Here is a 737-nt window from a genome sequence, read left to right as displayed (position 1 = left end):
GACCTTCGGGTTATGAGCCCGACGAGCTACCGGGCTGCTCCACCCCGCGTCATTAAGCAATACTCATTATATTAAATTGGTTGCGGGGGCAGGATTTGAACCTGCGGCCTTCGGGTTATGAGCCCGACGAGCTACCGGGCTGCTCCACCCCGCGTCATAAGTTTGTAATTATAGATGGTGGAGGCTGAGGGGATCGAACCCCCGACCCTCTGCTTGTAAGGCAGATGCTCTCCCAGCTGAGCTAAGCCTCCGAAAAACTAAATATAAATTGGTGACCCGTATGGGATTCGAACCCATGTTACCTCCGTGAAAGGGAGGTGTCTTAACCCCTTGACCAACGGGCCATAATGGCTCCCCGAACAGGACTCGAACCTGTGACAACTCGATTAACAGTCGAGTGCTCTACCAACTGAGCTATCAGGGAATATAAGCGTTTGCAATGCAAACGCAGGTTGTAAGATGATCAATACATAGTACATATGATCACCTTACAGTTTTGCTTGGCAACGTCCTACTCTCCCAGGACCCTTCGGTCCAAGTACCATCGGCGCTGGAGGCTTAACGGTCGTGTTCGGGATGGGTACGTGTGGAACCCCTCCGCTATCGCCACCAAACATGCATTTGTGAAACAAATGCGATCGTGAGAAATTTGGTTCATCACATAAGTGTGAATAAATTTCTTCAACGGTTATCGCTACAAGAAAATATCCATCCTTACAAAGGACTTGCAGCTTATT

General features: G+C 49.4%; 4 tRNA genes and 1 rRNA gene. All 5 read right to left on the bottom strand.

The features are described 5' to 3' along the window. Positions 1 to 77: 77 nt before the first annotated feature. The 5 genes from JCM16418_RS23390 to rrf all read right to left on the bottom strand — a co-directional run bounded on the left by JCM16418_RS23390 (position 78) and on the right by rrf (position 614). Positions 78 to 154 (bottom strand) — tRNA-Met (locus JCM16418_RS23390). Positions 155 to 175: 21 nt separating this feature from the next. After that, positions 176 to 251, bottom strand: a tRNA-Val gene (locus JCM16418_RS23385). Positions 252 to 269: 18 nt separating this feature from the next. Continuing rightward, positions 270 to 344 (bottom strand) — tRNA-Glu (locus tag JCM16418_RS23380). Between the two features lie 4 nt (positions 345 to 348). Continuing rightward, positions 349 to 424: transfer RNA gene (locus JCM16418_RS23375), tRNA-Asn, on the bottom strand. Positions 425 to 498: 74 nt separating this feature from the next. Further along, positions 499 to 614: ribosomal RNA gene (rrf, locus tag JCM16418_RS23370) — 5S ribosomal RNA — on the bottom strand. Positions 615 to 737: the final 123 nt, after the last annotated feature.

It is taken from the genome of Paenibacillus pini JCM 16418 (genome assembly GCF_000576305.1).
Lineage (GTDB): Bacteria > Bacillota > Bacilli > Paenibacillales > Paenibacillaceae > Paenibacillus_AQ > Paenibacillus_AQ pini.
Note: the sequence above shows the minus strand (reverse complement) of the source record. Positions and strands in the feature narration are given on the sequence as shown.